The 16,126-nt window shown below is 69.4% G+C and carries 14 protein-coding genes; 4 read left to right on the top strand and 10 right to left on the bottom strand.

The features are described from left to right. Positions 1-84: 84 nt before the first annotated feature. On the top strand, positions 85-783 hold the full coding sequence (locus QMG86_RS18335; protein WP_281873572.1) for a winged helix-turn-helix transcriptional regulator: 699 nt from the start codon (positions 85-87) through the stop codon (positions 781-783). Between the two features lie 15 nt (positions 784-798). Here the strand turns inward: QMG86_RS18335 and QMG86_RS18330 are convergent, their stop codons facing one another. From QMG86_RS18330 to QMG86_RS18315, 4 genes are read right to left on the bottom strand one after another with little or no spacing between them, the layout of a single operon-like run. After that, on the bottom strand, positions 799-2,088 hold the full coding sequence (locus QMG86_RS18330; RefSeq protein ID WP_281873571.1) for an acyl-CoA dehydrogenase family protein: 1,290 nt from the start codon (positions 2,086-2,088) through the stop codon (positions 799-801). Between the two features lie 2 nt (positions 2,089-2,090). Then, a complete protein-coding gene (locus QMG86_RS18325) occupies positions 2,091-2,729 on the bottom strand; it encodes a TetR/AcrR family transcriptional regulator (RefSeq protein WP_281873569.1) in 639 nt (212 codons plus the stop codon). After that, the gene (locus QMG86_RS18320; RefSeq protein WP_281873568.1) at positions 2,726-3,775 is read right to left on the bottom strand and encodes a zinc-binding dehydrogenase; all 1,050 of its coding nucleotides are present in this window, start codon (positions 3,773-3,775) and stop codon (positions 2,726-2,728) included. Before QMG86_RS18320 ends, QMG86_RS18325 begins: the two co-directional genes overlap by 4 nt. After that, positions 3,772-4,452: an SDR family NAD(P)-dependent oxidoreductase gene (locus tag QMG86_RS18315; RefSeq protein ID WP_281881016.1), complete on the bottom strand. Its 681-nt coding sequence runs from the start codon at positions 4,450-4,452 to the stop codon at positions 3,772-3,774. The genes QMG86_RS18320 and QMG86_RS18315 overlap by 4 nt, the downstream gene beginning before the upstream one ends. A 304-nt stretch (positions 4,453-4,756) precedes the next feature. On the opposite strand from QMG86_RS18315, the gene QMG86_RS18310 reads away from it, so the two are divergent. Then, the gene (locus tag QMG86_RS18310) at positions 4,757-6,937 is read left to right on the top strand and encodes a malate synthase G (RefSeq protein WP_281873566.1); all 2,181 of its coding nucleotides are present in this window, start codon (positions 4,757-4,759) and stop codon (positions 6,935-6,937) included. Between the two features lie 652 nt (positions 6,938-7,589). Next, the gene (locus QMG86_RS18305) at positions 7,590-8,105 is read left to right on the top strand and encodes a hypothetical protein (RefSeq protein WP_281873564.1); all 516 of its coding nucleotides are present in this window, start codon (positions 7,590-7,592) and stop codon (positions 8,103-8,105) included. A gap of 152 nt (positions 8,106-8,257) precedes the next feature. On the opposite strand, the gene QMG86_RS18300 is transcribed toward QMG86_RS18305, so the two are convergent. After that, positions 8,258-8,992: a PaaI family thioesterase gene (locus QMG86_RS18300; RefSeq protein ID WP_281873562.1), complete on the bottom strand. Its 735-nt coding sequence runs from the start codon at positions 8,990-8,992 to the stop codon at positions 8,258-8,260. 490 nt (positions 8,993-9,482) lie between these two features. Between QMG86_RS18300 and QMG86_RS18295 the strand changes: the two genes are divergently transcribed. Further along, positions 9,483-10,241 carry an NAD(P)H-dependent oxidoreductase gene (locus QMG86_RS18295; RefSeq protein ID WP_281881014.1) on the top strand — a complete coding sequence of 253 codons (759 nt, stop codon included), beginning with the start codon at positions 9,483-9,485 and terminating at the stop codon, positions 10,239-10,241. An 8-nt stretch (positions 10,242-10,249) separates the two neighbouring features. On the opposite strand, the gene QMG86_RS18290 is transcribed toward QMG86_RS18295, so the two are convergent. The 5 genes from QMG86_RS18290 to QMG86_RS18270 form a co-directional block, all read right to left on the bottom strand. Next, positions 10,250-10,888, bottom strand: coding sequence for a DUF305 domain-containing protein (locus QMG86_RS18290; protein WP_281873559.1), 639 nt, complete (start codon positions 10,886-10,888; stop codon positions 10,250-10,252). A 2-nt stretch (positions 10,889-10,890) separates the two neighbouring features. Then, positions 10,891-12,465 carry an LVIVD repeat-containing protein gene (locus QMG86_RS18285; RefSeq protein ID WP_281873557.1) on the bottom strand — a complete coding sequence of 525 codons (1,575 nt, stop codon included), beginning with the start codon at positions 12,463-12,465 and terminating at the stop codon, positions 10,891-10,893. A 142-nt stretch (positions 12,466-12,607) separates the two neighbouring features. Beyond that, positions 12,608-13,540, bottom strand: coding sequence for a 3-methyladenine DNA glycosylase (locus tag QMG86_RS18280; protein WP_281881012.1), 933 nt, complete (start codon positions 13,538-13,540; stop codon positions 12,608-12,610). Between the two features lie 46 nt (positions 13,541-13,586). Then, positions 13,587-14,651: a hemolysin family protein gene (locus QMG86_RS18275; RefSeq protein ID WP_281873555.1), complete on the bottom strand. Its 1,065-nt coding sequence runs from the start codon at positions 14,649-14,651 to the stop codon at positions 13,587-13,589. Then, entirely contained in the window at positions 14,644-16,026 is a 1,383-nt protein-coding gene (locus QMG86_RS18270) for a hemolysin family protein (protein ID WP_281881010.1), read from the bottom strand. The genes QMG86_RS18275 and QMG86_RS18270 overlap by 8 nt, the downstream gene beginning before the upstream one ends. Positions 16,027-16,126: the final 100 nt, after the last annotated feature.

Here is a 16,126-nt window from a genome sequence, read left to right as displayed (position 1 = left end):
GAAACTAAGAACGGCCGCGATAACCGGATAGTGCAGAAAGTGGACCTCGCCGGTCCAGAAACGAGACCCCGTCCGCGAGGTGCCATGACGACTCCGCCGCCGAGTTACGGCCAGTACTGCCCGATTTCGCGCGCGCTCGACCTGGTGGGCGAGCGCTGGTCGCTGCTGATCCTGCGCGACCTGCTGCTGGGCACCACCCGGTTCAACGACCTCGCGCGCGGCCTGCCCGGTCTGTCGCGCAGCCTGCTCGCCAAACGCCTGCGGCAGTTCGAACGGGCCGGGCTGGTGGAAAGGCCGGCGGGGGAATACCTGCTCACCGACGCGGGGCGGGAGCTCGAGCCGATCCTGTTCGGCCTCGGCGAATGGGGCGCGCGCTGGAGTTTCGGCGCGCCGCGCGCGGACGAGCGCGACCCCGCCCTGCTGGCGTGGTGGATGCACACACGAGTGGACACCTCGTCGTTCCCCGGGCGTCGGCACGTCCTGCTGGTGCGCTTCACCGACGACTCGCGGCGCTTCTGGATCGTGGTCGAGGCGGGCGTGCCCTCGGTGTGCGAGTCCGACCCCGGCTATCCCGTGGACGTCGCGATCGGTGCCGACGTCGCCTCGCTCTACCAGGTGTGGCTGGGGCGGCTGCCGCTGGCGCACGCGCTGCGGACGGGCCGGGTGACGTTCACCGGCCCGCCCGCGCTCACCCGCCGGATGCCGTCGGTGCTGCGGCTCAGCCCGGTGGCCGGGTACGTGGACACCTCGCACAAGGGCGCGACGGCCCGACGCGCGTCCTGAACCCGCGCGCCGACTTCAGAGGTTCCCGACGACGTGCTCGAGGCGCCGGGCGACCAGCTCGCGCGCCTTCTCCCGCAGCGCAGGCCGGTATCCGCTCGGATACACCGGGTCGGCCGGGGCGTAGTCCTTCAGCACCTCTTTCGCGAGCGTGATCTTGTGCACCTCGGTGGGGCCGTCCGCGATGGCCATCACCTCGGCGTAGGTGAGCATGTCGACAAACGGCAGATCCTGGCTGACGCCCAGTGCGCCGTGCAGGTGCAGCGCGCGCTGGGCGATGTCGTGCATCACCTTGGGCATGGCGACCTTGATGGCGGCGATGTCCTTGCGCACCTTCTTGTAGTCCTGCTCCTTGTCGATGCGCCACGCCGTACGCAGCACCAGCAGCCGGAACTGCTCCATCTCGATCCAGCTGTCGGCGATGCGTTCCTGGGTCATCTGCAACCCGGCCAGTGGCCCGCCGCGCATCGGACGAGAGACCGCTCGCTCGGCCATCATGTCGAACGCCTTGCGGACCATGGCGACCGTGCGCATCGCGTGATGCACGCGGCCGCCGCCCAGCCGCGTCTGCGCGACGACGAAGCCGTCGCCTTCCGCGCCGAGCAGGTGATCGGCGGGGACGCGGACGTCGGTGAACCGCAGATGGCCCTCGTGCTCGCTGAATCCGGCGACGTGATAGTTCTTCACGATCTCCAGGCCGGGAGCGTCGGCGGGCACGATGAACATCGACATGCCCCGATACGGACTCACCTCGGGGTCGGTCACCACCATGACGATGTGGAAGGCGGCGAACTGCGCGTTGGAGTTGAACCACTTCTCCCCGTTGATCACCCAGTGGTCGCCGTCGCGCACCGCGCGGGTCCGGAACAGCGTCGGGTCCGAACCGCCGGTCGGCTCGGTCATCACGTAGCAGGAACCGATCTCACCGGCCAGCAGCGGCTCGAGGTAGGTCTTCTTCTGCTCCGGCGTGCCGTAGTGCGCGAGGATCTCGGCGTTGCCGGAATCCGGTGCCTGGCAACCGAATACCGACGGCGCCCACACCGACGTGCCGAGCACCTCGTTGAGCAGGGCCAGCTTCATCTGACCGTAGCCGGGACCACCCAGTTCGGGTCCGAGGTGGCAGGCCCACAGGCCCTGGTCCTTGACCTGCTCCTGCAGCGGCCGCAGCAGCGCCGTGGCCTCGCGGTCGGTGCGGTCGTACGGATTGGGGTAGAGCAGGTCCAGCGGCTCCACCTCGGTGCGGACGAACTCCGCCGCCCAGTCCAGTTTCCGCTGGTACTCCGGATCGGTCTCGAAATCCCAAGCCATGGTCAGCCTTTCGTATCCCGCGCGGTGCCGGTCACCACGCCGTCGAGCAATGTGGTCGCGAGGATGTCGGCGATCTCGCCGGGAGAGCGGTCGCCGTGCGGGCGATACCAGAACGAGACCATGTTCACCATGCCGAGCATGCTGTTGGTCACCACGTGGTCGTCGGTGCGCAACAGCCCCTCGGCGTGACCGGCGTCGATGACGCGTTGCCAGCAGTGCTGCACCCGGTCGCGCAGCTCCTGCAACTGCGCGGCGCGCTCGCCGGTGAGCGCGCCGACGTCGCGCAGCTGGATGGCCACCTCGCGCTGATGACGGATGATCAGCCGGACGTGACTGTGAATCATCTTGCGCAGCTTGGTGACCGGATCGTCGGAGCCGTCGGCGATCGCTTCGGCCTCGGCCAGCATCGGCTGGATGTAGTCGCGCAGGATCTGCCAGAGCAGTTCCTCTTTCGAACCGATGTGGTAGTACAGGGCGCCGCGCTGCACATCGGCGCGCTCGCCGATCTCGGCCACGCCGGTGCCGTGGAAGCCCTGTTCGGCGAACAGGTCGATCGCCGCCCGCACGATGCGCGCCCTGGTGTCGCTCGCCGTCGACTCGGCGGCGGGCGGGCGGCCGCGCCTGCGGGACGGCGCGCTCATCGCGACGGGTCCAGGACGATTTTGCCCACCCCGTCGGCTCGCTCGGCGAACATCCGGTAGGCGTCGGGCCCTTCGGACATCGGCAGGTGATGGGTGACCACCGCCTCGGGCCGCAGCCTGCCGCCCGCGGTGAGTTTCAGCAGGGCCGGCAGCTCGTACTGGATCGAGCACAGCCCGATGTGGAATTCGAGGTCCTTGACCTGCGCCGCCATCAAATGGAACGGATAGGCGCGGTTGTGGCTCACGCCGATCACGCTGACCCGGCCGCCGTGCCCGACGGCGCTGATCGCCAGCTTGACGGTCGCGTCGGCCCCGACCGCCTCGATCGCGACATCCGCTCCGCCGTGCAGCATGTCGCGGATCGCCTGCTTGGGATCGTCCGCGTCGACCGGCTCCGCGCCCAGCTCGGCGGCGCGTTCGCGGCGTTCGGCGAGCAGGTCCACGCCGAGCACGCGTGCCGCTCCCATCGCGAAGGCGGACTGCACCGCCATGAGACCGACCGGGCCGAGTCCGATCACCACCACGGTGTCGCCCGGCGCGATCCGAGCGCGCCGGGCGCCGTACCACCCGGTGGGCGCGTTGTCGGTGAGCACGACGGCGGCGGTGTCGCTCACCTCGTCGGGCAACTTCGCCAGGTTGCCCGCGGCGTGCGGGACGGCGAGCAACTGGGCCTGGCATCCCGCCAGCGAGCCCCCGAGCCCATAGCAGGCGTCGACGGGCAGCGGATGGCGCGCGCACGCGGTGACGATCCCGGCGCGGCACTGCGCACAGCTGTCGCAGCCCGCTGAGGCGGCGACCAGCACGCGGTCACCGACGGCGAACCCGCGCGCCTGCGGGCCCAGCTCCACGATCTCGCCGACCGCTTCGTGCCCGACGCCGTAGCCGGCGCCCGGGACGAATCCGTGCCCGGCGTAGATGTGCAGATCGCTGCCGCAGATGCCGGCCGCGGTGACCCGGACGATCGCGCCGTCCGGTCCGGGCAGGGCCGGGTCCGGCCGATCCTGGTACGAGATCTGCCGCGGGCCTTCGTAAGTCAGCGCCTTCATCGCCAGCCTCCGTCGACCGCGAGGGTGGCGCCGGTGCAGAACGCCGAGGCGTCGGTGGCGAAGAACAGCGCCGCACCGACGATCTCCGCCGGCTTGCCGACCCGGCGCAGGGCGTTGTGTTCGGTGAGTGCCGCGCGCAACTCGTCGGGCCACGCGGTGGCGATGTCGGTGTCGAAGGGGCCGCACTGGATGGTGTTGACGCGGACGTTCGGCGCGAACGTCTGGGCCAGCCCGCCGGTCAGGGCGTTGAGTCCCGCCTTGGCCGCCGAGTACGGGACCGCGAAGGGCTCCGGCCTGCTCGCCTCGATCGAGGAGACGTTGATGATCGAGCCGCCGCCGTCGGCCGCCATGCGGCTGCCGATCAGGGCAGACAGCCGGAACGGTCCCTTGAGGTTCACTCCCATGACCTTGTCGAACAACGCCTCGGTGACCTGGTCCAAGCTCGGGTACAGCGGCGACAGGCCCGCGTTGTTGACCAGCACGTCCACCCGGCCGAACGCGTCGTAGACGGTCTCCACCAGAGCGTCGCACTGCGACCAGTCGCTGACGTTGCAGGCCACCGGCAAGGCGCGGCGGCCGAACCGCTCGGTCACCTCCTCGGCCAGGGCGGCGCAGCCGTCCAGTTTGCGGCTGGCGATCACCACGTCCGCGCCGGCTCCGGCGAACGCGAGCACCATCTGCTTGCCCAGCCCTCGGCTTCCCCCGGTGACGACGGCGACCTTGTCGGTGAGTGGCACCTGAACTCCTGCATGTCTAGAAATGTTCCGATCAGTACATTAAATCGGCCGGGGGTTAGGATCAAGGGGCTGTCCGGCCGACCGTCGACGGCGCGAGGACCCGCCGGGTGAAAGACCAGCGCACACCGGCGTGGCGGACGGATTCGGGCACAGGCCCTGGACGACCCGGCGCGCGGCAACCCCACTACCCGCGGGTAACATGGCACTGTTTTCCCACTCGGCTTTCTCGGAAGTGAGGCAGTAGATGACAGAGCGGATTCAGGTCGGCGGGCTCCAGGTGGCACGCGTTCTCCACGAGTTCGTCGAGAACGAGGCGCTCCCCGGTTCCGGCGTGGACTCCGCCGCGTTCTGGGCCGGCGCCGAGCAGGTCATCAACGATCTCGCTCCGCGCAACCGCGCTCTGCTCGCCGAACGCGACGAGATCCAGGGCAAGGTCGACGCCTGGCACGCGGAGCACCCTGGCGCGAACTACGACAAGGCCGCCTACAAGAACTTCCTGACCGAGATCGGCTACCTGCGCCCCGAGCCCACCGATTTCCAGATCACCACCCAGAACGTGGACGAGGAGATCGCCGCCACCGCGGGCCCGCAGCTGGTGGTGCCGGTGATGAACGCCCGCTTCGCGATCAACGCCGCCAACGCGCGCTGGGGCTCGCTGTACGACGCGCTCTACGGCACCGACGCCATCTCCGAGGCGGGCGGCGCGGAGAAGGGCACCGGCTACAACAAGGTGCGCGGCGACAAGGTCATCGAGTGGGCGCGCAACTTCCTCGACGACTCGGTCACCCTGATCACCGGTTCGCACATCGGCTCGACGTCCTACAAGATCGTCGACGGCGAGCTCGAGGTCGGCCTGGAGGACGGCACCAGCATCGGCCTGGCCGACGCCTCGCAACTGGTCGGCTATCTGGGCGACCCGGAGGCGCCGAGCTCGGTGCTGCTGAAGCACAACGGCCTGCACATCGAGATCCAGATCGACCCGCAGTCCCCGATCGGCAGCACCGACACCGCGGGCGTCAAGGACGTCGTGCTGGAGTCCGCGGTCACCACGATCATGGACTTCGAGGACTCGGTCGCCGCGGTCGACGCCGAGGACAAGGTGCTCTGCTACCACAACTGGCTCGGCCTGATGAAGGGCGACCTCGCGGAGAAGGTCAGCAAGGGCGAGAAGACTTTCACCCGCACCATGAACCCCGACCGCGTGTACACCGCGCTGGACGGCGGCGAACTGGTGCTGCACGGCCGTTCGCTGCTGTTCGTGCGCAACGTCGGCCACCTGATGACCTCCGACGCGATCCTCGACGCCGAGGGCAACGAGGTGCCCGAGGGCATCATGGACGGGCTGATCACCTCGCTGATCGCCAAGCACAGCCTGGCCGACGACGCGAAGCTGAAGAACAGCCGCACCGGCTCCGTCTACATCGTGAAGCCGAAGATGCACGGCCCCGACGAAGTCGCCTTCACCAACGAGCTGTTCGGCCGGATCGAGGACGTGCTCGGGCTGGAGCGCAACACGCTCAAGGTCGGCATCATGGACGAGGAGCGCCGGACCACGGTGAACCTCAAGGCCTGCATCCAGGCCGCCGCCGAGCGGGTGGTGTTCATCAACACCGGCTTCCTGGACCGCACCGGCGACGAGATCCACACCTCCATGGAGGCCGGGCCGATGGTCCGCAAGGCGGATATGAAGTCCCAGCAGTGGATCCTGTCCTACGAGGACTGGAACGTCGACACCGGCCTCGCGGCGGGCCTGCCCGGCAAGGCGCAGATCGGTAAGGGCATGTGGGCCATGCCGGACCTGATGGCCGACATGCTCGCCCAGAAGATCGGCCATCCGCGCGCGGGCGCCAACACCGCGTGGGTGCCCTCGCCGACCGCCGCCACCTTGCACGCGACGCACTACCACCTCGTCGACGTGTTCAAGCGGCAGCAGGAGATCGCCAAGGGCGGCCGTCGCGCCACCGTCGACGAGATCCTGGAGATCCCGCTGGCCGCCGCGCCGAACTGGACCGACGAGGAGAAGCGCCAGGAGCTGGACAACAACTCGCAGTCCATCCTCGGCTACGTGGTGCGCTGGATCGACCAGGGCGTCGGCTGCTCCAAGGTGCCGGACATCAAGGACGTCGCGCTGATGGAAGACCGGGCGACTCTGCGCATCTCCAGCCAGCTGATGGCCAACTGGCTGCGCCACGGCATCGTCACCGCCGACGAGGTGGTGGCCAGCCTGGAGCGGATGGCCCCGGTCGTGGACCGGCAGAACGCGGGTGACCCGAACTACCGGGCGATGGCGCCGGACTTCGCGGGCAGCATCGCGTTCCAGGCGGCCAAGGAGCTGATCCTCGAGGGCACCAAGCAGCCCAACGGGTACACCGAGCCGATCCTGCACCGCCGTCGCCGCGAGGCGAAGGCGCTGGCCTGCGTCTAGCCTGCGCGTGTCGCGAATCCCCCGGTCCCGTCGGCCGGGGGATTCGCGCTTTCTGGGCAACGCGAGTTTCGACTCCCGTTTATCGGTCCGTTACCCTGGGTGCCGCACGGAATCGGTCGATTTGTGAGGAAGATTCATGGGAAGCGTTGTGCTCGACATCGTGGCATTGCTCGCCAATCGCGCGGCGATGTTCTGGAATTGGATGGCCACCGGATCGGCGGGCTTCCCGCCGCTGTGAGCGTGCGGTGCACGAGCTGTTTCGAGTAGCGAATCCCCTGGTCAGTCCTACTGGCCGGGGGATTTTGCGGTTCGGCGCGGAATCGAGAAACGTTCCGAAATGTTTGTTTTCACACCGGCGGCCCGCGCTCCGGGGCGCGTACGCGCGCCTGGTGCGCCGGAATTCGGAGGACCTTGCCGGATTCGGCGTATGGGAACTTCGGGGCGCGGCTTGCGAAATTAGCCCGTACACCGGTTACGTGGACGTCCAGTCGCGGTTCGCAGTGCTATAGCGCGTCGTCGTGATCGCCGGGGAGCAGGGCGTTTTCGCTGTCGATCCCGAGCGCGAAGCTCCTGCGCCTCGTATCTTGAACACGTGAACTCCGCAGGGTCCTCGCGCACACGGTCTCGTGTTCCTCGTTGGTTCGTACTGTGGATGGGGCTGGTGGCCGCGCTGGTCGCGATCTGCTGCGCGGCGCTGTTCTGGCAACTCGCCGCCGAGGGCTCGTTCCCGACCCTCGTCGTGCTCTGGGCCGTCCTCGGCGTGCTGGGCGGCATCGCCGTCCTGTTCGGACTGCTCGGCCTGCTGCGCTACCGCGCCTTCTTCCACAGTCTCGCCTCGCCCGTGCTCATCGGTGTCCTGGTGGCGCTGACGCTCTACGACGTTCCGCAGGACACCGGCTGGCGGCTCTCCCGAGGCATCCTCGAAGACCAGGCCGCCGAGTGCGCCCACCCCGGCCAGCGCCACCGGCTCGGCGTCTACACCATCACCTTCGTCACGCCCCGGGATGGCGGCTGCCTGTTCTATACGCAGAAGGGCGACTCGAATACCGAAGGCTTCGCCTTCTTCCGCGACCCGGCCACCCCACCCCACCTCGGCCCACCCGCCACCAACGGCATCGAATACTCCGCCTTCGACGGGCAGTGGTACCGCTTCGTCGACACGCACTGACCGCGGTCGCGAACGGCTTCGGTCACTGTGCCTCTGATACCGAAGACCTCGTCGAGTGCGGTCGCCGTCGCGGCTCGGGTTATCCATTCCGTGCGGCGCGCATGATCGGTGCAGGCCTACCTATAGCCACCGACAAGTCCGGGTGAGGCGGATCACCACTCGAACGGCAGTGGTTGGCGGGGCTCGATCCAGAGGGCTTCGGCGAGGGCGCAGAGCGTTCCGTCGGGGCGGGCCAAGGCGACGCCGACCGTGTGTTTGCGGCCCTGCGCGGAGACCGGCCAGCCGTAGGAGAGGTAGGAGTCGCCGGCGCGGACCGGTTCGAACTGCGTGGCGGTGAGGGCGGCGGTGACTGCTCCGGGCCGCAGATCGCGTAGGGCCATCGCGGCCCAGCCGCCGGGGCAATCCAGGGCGGCCCAGACGTTTTCGGTGGTGAGGAAGCCGTCGGGTCCGGCGAGGAGCGGATCCGGTGTCCATGCGGCGACGACCATGTCGTCGGCGGACATCGCCCAGGGCGACAAGCGCAACCCGCGACCGGGCGCGCACGCCGCGCCGCAGCCGTAGCAGTGGCTCATCTTGCGCAGCACGTCGGCGGTCGCACTCGCCGCTCGTGCCGCTGCCCACGTGGGCGCGGGCCGCGGCGTCACCGTGAGCGCCGACGCGGATGCTTCGGCGAGCACCGCGCCGTCGAGGTCGGTGAGCGACGCGCCGCCGGAGCCGTCGGCGGCGAGCACCACCGGCGTGTCCACGGAAACCGCGCGCCGGAAGTCGACGCGGACCTGCGCGGCACCACTGGCGGCGGCGAGCAGCCCGGCCACGTACCCGCCGAAGGCCACGCCCGGATAACCACGCACGTGCCCCGGCACCGTGAGCGAATCGGTCCGAATCATCTGTCGCTGAACCTCTCCCGGCCGACGCTGATGACCGGCTCAGCCGACCATACCCGCCGCCCCATCGCCGGACCGTCGCCGGGCCGCCGGTCATCCGCCTGCCGCTGCCGTGGCCGATCGCCCCGGACAACGGCAGCGCCCCGTCTCGGTGGTCACCTCGGCGCGCACGCTTGCCGCGACCAGGCGCCGGTCGGGTGACCTCGCCCGGCGACGCGCAGGCGGCGACACAACGCTCGCCGCCCCGGCTCGGCGACCGCGAGCGCGGATTGCGGCCCATCGGGTACCTCGGCCGGTGATGACTTCACGCGCTGGTCCTCCACTGTGTGACGCCCTGCACCGCCGGATCGGTGGCCTCGTGGGCGACGTGGCGTACCCCGGGCATCGCACGCCCGCGAGGCAGCCGTGTGCCGCGAGCTCCGCGCAGGTCGAGGCGATGGCGGAATATCTCTTCCTGCGAACGCTGTTGCGCCGAGACGTGACGAAAGCAGGAATGAACGTACTGGTCGTGTACGCCCACCCGAAGCCGGACTCACTCACCGGCGCTTTGAAAGACGTGGCCGTGCGGCAGTTGCGGGCGGACGGGCACGAGGTGCGGATCACCGACCTCTACGCGATGGGTTGGAAGGCCGCTGCCGACACCGACGATTTCGGCCCGGTCGCCGAACCCAATTTCATGCTGGCCTCGGGCGTGGCCTACCGCGCCGGGACGCTGAGTCCCGACATCCGCGCCGAGCAGGAGAAATTGCTGTGGGCCGATGCCGTGGTCCTGCATTTCCCGCTCTGGTGGTTCGGCATGCCCGCGATCATGAAGGGCTGGGTGGACCGGGTTCTCACCTGCGATTTCGCCTACGGGGCCGGGGGCAAGGCGCTGCCCAGGTACGGGGCGGGCGTCCTGGCCGGGCGGCGGGCGATGCTCGTGGTCTCCGTCGGGGGCAAGCAGCCGTCGTATTCCGATCGCGGGATCAACGGCCCCGTCGACGACCTGCTGTTCCCGATTCACCACGGCATCCTGTACTACACCGGCATGGACGTGCTGCCGCCGTTCGTGGTGCACGACACGATCCGGCTCGGCGCCGAGCGCTTCGACGACGTCGCACACGAGTTGCGGCGGCGGATGTCCGAACTGCCGGAACTGGAGCCCATTCGATACCGGCCGCAGGGCGGCGGCGACTACGACCGCAGCCTGCGTCTGGTGCCGGGTCGCGAGGAGCGGGGAGCGAGCGGATTCGCGCTGCATGTGGCGTCGTGACCGAGTGGTCACGGCAAGGGCGCGGCTCCGCGCTGGGTGAGCAGCATGCCCATCACCCCAGCTTCCTGACTCTGCCCGTGGATCATGGCACGGGCGATCTCCTTGACCGGTCCGGAGCGCAGCAGGCCGTCGGCCGCCTCGGCCATCGCGATTCCGCCCTGGTGGTGGCGGAACATCAACTGCAGGAACAGGATTTCCGCAGGCCGGCCGCGCGCCGCCGCCAGATCGTCCAGCTCCGCCGTGCTCGCCATCCCTGGCATCGGGGGCGGGGCCTGCGCGACCGCTGTCGCATGCCGATGCGACGCGTCCCGGCTGTGCATCCACGCCATCGGGTGTGCGGCACCGGGCGGCGCGTCCGCCAGGCGCAGCCAGCCGAGCATGGTGCCGATCTCCAGCCGCTGGGTCCGGTCGAGTTGCTCGGCCAGCCGGGCGATCGCCGGATCGATCGAGCGATCGAGCCGCTGCACCATGAGCAGTGCTTGCTGGTGATGGGTGGTCATGTCCTGGGCGAAAGCGATTTCCACCTCGGTGAGAACGGGATCGGCGGAACGGCTTTCGGGAAAAACCAGCGGCCGCAGCGCGGCGCCGAGCACGAGCAGCGCGAAGGCCGCCGACGTCAGGGCCGCGACGCGCATCCAGTGCGGCATCGCTACGACCCGACGATCGATCGCTGGTCCGCCGGCGGCGAGTACACCTCGTCGTCCAATCGCAGCACCATGAATCCGTTGTCCGAGCACGCGACGTAGAGTTGCGACCCGCGCCATTCCGGCGGCGAGAGACACCAATCGGTGGACACGTCGCCGAAGGCCAGCCTGCCGGTGCGCGGGGTGGTGGCATCCAACGGGTCGAACTGTCCCTCCAGCACGGCGCGCACCGCGGAGGGCGCGCTCATCAGCGGAACACCGATGAGGGAGGCGAGCGCGTGCGGCGAGTTCCACAGGCTCAGGTTCTGACCGGTGCGGGCGGGCGGGTTGTAGTAGGCGATCTCGCGGATGCCGTAGGGATCGCGGATGTCGAACACCCGGATGCCGGAGGAGATCCACCCGCAGGCCAGGGCGGTCGGGTTCACCCGGCGGTCGGCGGCGCAGTAGTGCGATTCGTAGGCGAAGGCGGAACCGCCCATGGAGGAGCCGATATTGCTGTCGATGTGCTGAGGCAGGTTGATCTCGAGCTTGATCTTGTTGGCGACCTTGGGCGCCGTCTCGTCGGAGATGTCGATGAGTTTGACGCCGCCGGAGCCGCCCTCGTCGACGGTGTAGAGGTAGGGCTTGCCGTCGTAACTGACCGGGACACTGTGCTGGGTGGCCCAGCCGTCCGTCCAGAACACCCGGCCGAGGTGGTGCACCTGCGGATTCGGGTCGCGGCGCTGCACCGCGCTGATGTCGAGGACGGTGAATCCGCCGAGTGCGGAGAGGTACATCCGGTTGCCGTCGGGGCTGATCCCGAAGCCGTGCGCCTCGATGCCGGTCACTCCCTGCCAGATCACGTGCGGGTTCGCCGGATCGGTCAAATCGACGGCGCTCACGAAACCGGGTGCGATCCCCGAGGCCCAATATGTGTTGCCGTCCGGGGAGAAGCCGCCCTCGTGAGTGGTGATCGGCAGCGGCATCAGCAGATTCGACCCCGGGCCGGGATTGAGCAGTCGCGGATGCGCGCAATCGGAGACGTCGTAGACCGACAGGTAGCCCACGCCTTCACCGACCGGAACGCCGGTGCCGACCAGCAGCTTGCGCTCGGTGTTGACCTTCAGGCTCTCCCAGGTGCCCGCGAGCATGGCGGGCTCGGTCAAGGTCACCGTGGGGCGCGGATGCGCCGGATCGGACACGTCGAGCACTTGGACGCCGCGCCCCTCGCCGAGCAGGTCGCCGGGGAAGAACGACCCGAGGTAGGCGCAGTGCTCGAAGCTGGTGGAGGTGATGCCCGCCCCCCGCCCCGCGTAGCCGCCGACGAAGGAGATGTTGCACCGGTAGCCCAGGGTGCTGCGCCCGCTGTCGCGGTCGGCGGCGGTGACATCGCCTTGCAGGCCGTTCTCGGGTGCGGCGCCGGGCCCGCAGTCGGCGCGCGGGACCGAGGTGCGCCCGACGTCGAGGAACTCCCGCACGGCGCTCGGCAGATCCGATTGCTGATCGGCCGACGCACTCGCGGGCAGCAGCATGGCCGTGACCACGCCGATGGTGAGCAGAGCCAGCGGTTTGGTGCGGCACAGTCCGGCCAGTGGGCGCATCGTCGCGACCCCCAACTTCGTCGTCGAGCTTGGCTGTCCAGGGTGACTGGGACAGTCACTGCATGGTAGTGATTTCCCGGCGTCGCGAGGGGGAGTTTCGCCGAATCACAGCCGGATTCGCGAAGTTTTCCAGCCGAAGGCGTCAGCGTGGATGGGTCGGTTCGGTGCGTCGAGCCGCGTCCCCACCGGTATGTGAGGCCAGCAGATCGTCGCAGACGCCGAGGAACGTGCGTCGCAGTTCGGCGGCGCGCTGGGCGAGCGCGGACTGGGCGCGAACGTATTCCGCGCGTCCGGCGGGCGTCTCGATGCGCACCGGCTCGTAGCCCAGCGCGGACAGATCGTAGGGGCTGGCGCGCATGTCGAGTTCGCGGGCGGCGCAAGCCAGCTCGAAACAATCCAGCAGCAACTGCGAGGAGATCAACGGCACGAGCTTGAAGCCCCACTTGTACAAATCCATGTTCGCGTGCAGGCAGCCCGGCTGCTCGCGGTGCAGCTGATCGGCGCGGGTGAGTGGTTCGGCATTGCGTCCGACGGCATCCGGGGTGAAGAAGCGGTAGGCGTCGAAATGCGTGCAGCGCAGCGACATCGAGTCGACCACGGCATCCGTGCCCGCTCGCCCGAGCCGCAGCGGCACCTTCTGGTGGCGGACGTCGTCGGTGCGATACACCATTGCCCATTCGTGCAGGCCGAAGCAGGAGAGCTGGGCCGGCCGGGCAGCGGTGGCACGCAACAGGTCCGCGACGAAAACGAGGGTATCGCGGCGTTTTTCCAGGTAGGCGGGATCGGCGGTGTAGACGTCCGCCGCCCGTTGTCCGGTATTCGACTGGTCGGCGCGGACGCGGTGATACCCATGGGCGCCCTGGTACTCGGCGGCGTCCGCCAGCGCGAGGCCGTACCCCGGATGCCAGCGCCGCAACTGGGCGGGTTTGTGCCCGTAATAGGTGAACAAGAAGTCGATCACCGGGTGCGACGAACCCTGCGCCCGCCGTTCGAGATAGGGCCCGACCAGTCCGTCCAGCCGGGCCCGGTGCGTGGCGGCGGCTGCCCGCCACTGCGCGCCGGACAACACCCGCATGCTCACCGCGCTCCGGGCGGTTCGGTGTTACGCGCGGCCCAGGTCGTCATTCGCCCACCCGGTGCGTTCCGTCTCGGACGGTGCCGACGAATTCCTCCACCAGGTCCTCCAGCGCGACGATGCCGGTGGTGTTGCCCCGGTCGTCGACCACGCGCCCGAGGTGGCTGTTCGTGCGCCGCAGCCGCGCCAGCGCCTCGTAGAGCGTGGTGTTCATGCCGACCGTCGGCAGCGGGCGGATATCGGTGCGCGGGATCGGCGTGCCGGGGCCGGCGCTCTCGTCGGCGACCTTGTCGAGCACGTCCTTGACGTGCAGGTAGCCGACCAGCGAGCCGTCGTCGGCCCGCACCGGGAACCGGGAGAAGCCGGTCTCGGCGACAGCCGACTCGATGTCGCCGAGCGTGGTCCCGTTGCCGCGCAGCGGGATCGATCGGGTGGCGTCCCGTGGCACCATCACGTCGGCGACCACCCGGTCGCTGGTGCCGAGCGCCTGCGTCAGGCGGCGGTGTTCTTCCTCGTCGAGCAGCCCCTCCGAGCGGGACTCGCCGATCATCTCGGCCAGCTCGACCGTCGAGACGGTGGCCTCGAGCTCGTCCTTCGGCTCGATCCGCAGCAGGCGCAGCGACAGGTTGGCGGCCAGGTTGTAGAGCGCGATCAGCGGACGGGCCAGCCGCAGCCACATCAGGTGTGCCGGCACCAGCAGCAGCGCGCTGCGCTCCGGCCCGGCCAGCGCGATGTTCTTCGGGATCATCTCGCCGAACAGGATGTGCAGGATCACCACGATGGTCAGCGCGAGGGCGAACGCCACCGGGTGCAGCAGCTGTTCGGGCAGGCCGAGCAGCTCGAACGGGCCTTCCAGCAGGTGCGCGACGGCGGGCTCGCCGACCCGGCCGAGCAGGATCGAGCAGATGGTGATGCCCAGCTGCGCGGCCGCGAGCATCATCGAGAGGTTCTCGCCCGCCCGGATGACGGTGTTCGCATTGCGCTTGCCTTGCGCGGCGAGCGCTTCCAGCCGGTCGCGGCGGGCGGAGATGAGCGCGAACTCGGCGGCGACGAAGAAGGCGTTGCCGCCCAGCAGCACGACCGTGAGCAGGACGCCGAACAGGTCACCCATGGCTGTGCTCCTTGGTCGCGAGGGCGTCGGCGTCGACCGGGATCAGCCGGACCCGATCGATGCGCCGTCCGTCCATGCGCTCCACGCGCGCGATCCAGCCGCCCGTGCCATGGCTCTCGGGCGCCGTCCACTGCTGTGAGCGGGGATTCGGCAGCACGACTTCGTCGCCCGTCACCGGGATGCGCCCGAGCCTGGTCAGCACGAGGCCGCCCAGTGTCTCGTACTCGCCCTCGGGCGCGTCGTATCCGGTCGCCCGGGAGACCTCGTCGATGCGCAGTAGCCCCGAGCAGTCCCAGCCGTCGGAGACGCGCCGTACGTCGCGCTCCTCCTCGTCGTGCTCGTCGCGGACGTCACCGAGGATCTCCTCGATGATGTCCTCCATGGTGACCAGGCCCGCGGTACCGCCGTACTCGTCCACGACCAAGGCGACCTGCATGCCGTCGGCGCGGACGCGTTCGAGCAGCTCGTCGCCGTCCAGGCTGGCGGGCACGATCGGGACCGGCTGGGCGAGCCGGTGCAGCGGGAGGGTCCGGCGCGCGTGTACCGGGCGGGTGAACGCCTGCTTGACGTGCACGAAGCCGAGGGTGTTGTCGAGGTCGCCGTCGATCACCGGGAAGCGGGAGTAGCCGGTGCGGCCCGCCGCGTCGATCAGATCGGCGATGGTGTCGTCCTTGTCGAGCGATTCGATCTTCACCCGCGGCGTCATCAGTTCCTCGGCGCTGCGCTCGCCGAATTGCAGCGAACGGTCCATCACCTGGGCGGTGGGCTGGTCCAGCGCGCCGCGCAAGGCGGACGTGCGCACCAGGGAGCCGAGCTCCTGCGGTGAGCGGGCCGAGCGCAACTCCTCGGCGGGCTCGACGCCGAGCCTGCGGACCACCCAGTTGGCGGTGCCGTTGAGGAAGTGGATCATCCACTTGAAGACCACCGAGAACGCGATCATCGGTCCGGCCGTGACGCGGGCGGTGGCCAGCGGTTTGGCGATGGCGATGTTCTTGGGCACCAGCTCGCCGTAGATCATCGACAGCGAGGTGGCCAGGATCAGCGCCAGGGTCAGGGCGACGCCGCTCGCGGCGGCGTCGCTCAGCCCGAGTCCGGTGAACACCGGATCCAGCAGCCGGGCCAGCACCGGCTCGGCGATGTAACCGGTGATCAGCGTGGTGATGGTGATGCCGAGCTGAGCGCCGGACAACTGGAACGACAGGGTGCGGTGCGCCCTGCGGACCATGCGAGCGCGGACGTCACCGGAGCGGGCGTGCGCCTCCACGGTGCTGCGCTCGAGGGCGGTGAGGGAGAATTCCGCGGCGACGAACAGGGCCGTGCCGACGGTGAGTGCGATGAACCCGATCAGGCTGAGCGCGGTGAGCGCGACGGACATGGTCAGCACCACCTGGACGGTGCTGCGGAACGGCCTGTGCGGAGTGGGACTGCTGCGGGGAGGAGGACGCCGGGTCGGTCACCCGGCTCGGTAGAGGAGC

Source organism: Nocardia sputorum, from assembly GCF_027924405.1.
In the GTDB taxonomy this organism is placed as follows: domain Bacteria; phylum Actinomycetota; class Actinomycetes; order Mycobacteriales; family Mycobacteriaceae; genus Nocardia; species Nocardia sputorum.
Note: the sequence above shows the minus strand (reverse complement) of the source record. Positions and strands in the feature narration are given on the sequence as shown.